We start from the raw sequence: 506 nt of genomic DNA on the forward strand, positions 1-506 counted from the left end.
GAGTATACGGTCGGCGAATTCGAGCATCTCGTCCGCGAGGCGGTCACCGACGGTACCGAAGTGGTGATGATCGATGGCTCACAAGGGTTTCAGGAGAATCTCCGTGGGCTTGACAACACGACGGGTGCGTTGTTGCGGATCGGCCGATTCTTGCGGGCCGCTGGCGTCTCCACGATCCTCGTCAATGAGGTTCACAATATCACTGGAGACTTCCATGCGACCGAAGAGCGGACGAGCAATCTTGCGGACAACATCATGTTCTTGCGTCACGTTGAGTATCGCGGGAAGGTGCGGAAGGTCATCGGGACGCTGAAGATGCGGACGAGCGACTTCGAACGTAGCCTTCGGGAACTCGAAATTACGGCGGACGGGATCCGTGTCGGAGAGCCTCTTCCGCAGCTTCGGGGTATTCTCACCGGGACGCCGGAGTGGAACGATACGGATACTGCCAGCAAACACGACGTTGACAACGACGAACAGACGTAACTGTCGCACGAAATGAGAGA

The 506-nt window shown here is 57.3% G+C and carries 1 protein-coding gene; it reads left to right on the forward strand.

Annotated features, from left to right (window positions below; translation table 11 throughout):
• Positions 1-486, forward strand: a 486-nt coding sequence (locus tag ACFQEU_RS18130; protein ID WP_379784430.1) for an ATPase domain-containing protein, incomplete at its 5' end; no start/stop codon positions are given.
• Positions 487-506: the final 20 nt, after the last annotated feature.

The sequence above is a fragment of the Halorubrum tibetense genome (assembly GCF_042661865.1).
Taxonomy (GTDB): Archaea; Halobacteriota; Halobacteria; order Halobacteriales; family Haloferacaceae; genus Halorubrum; species Halorubrum tibetense.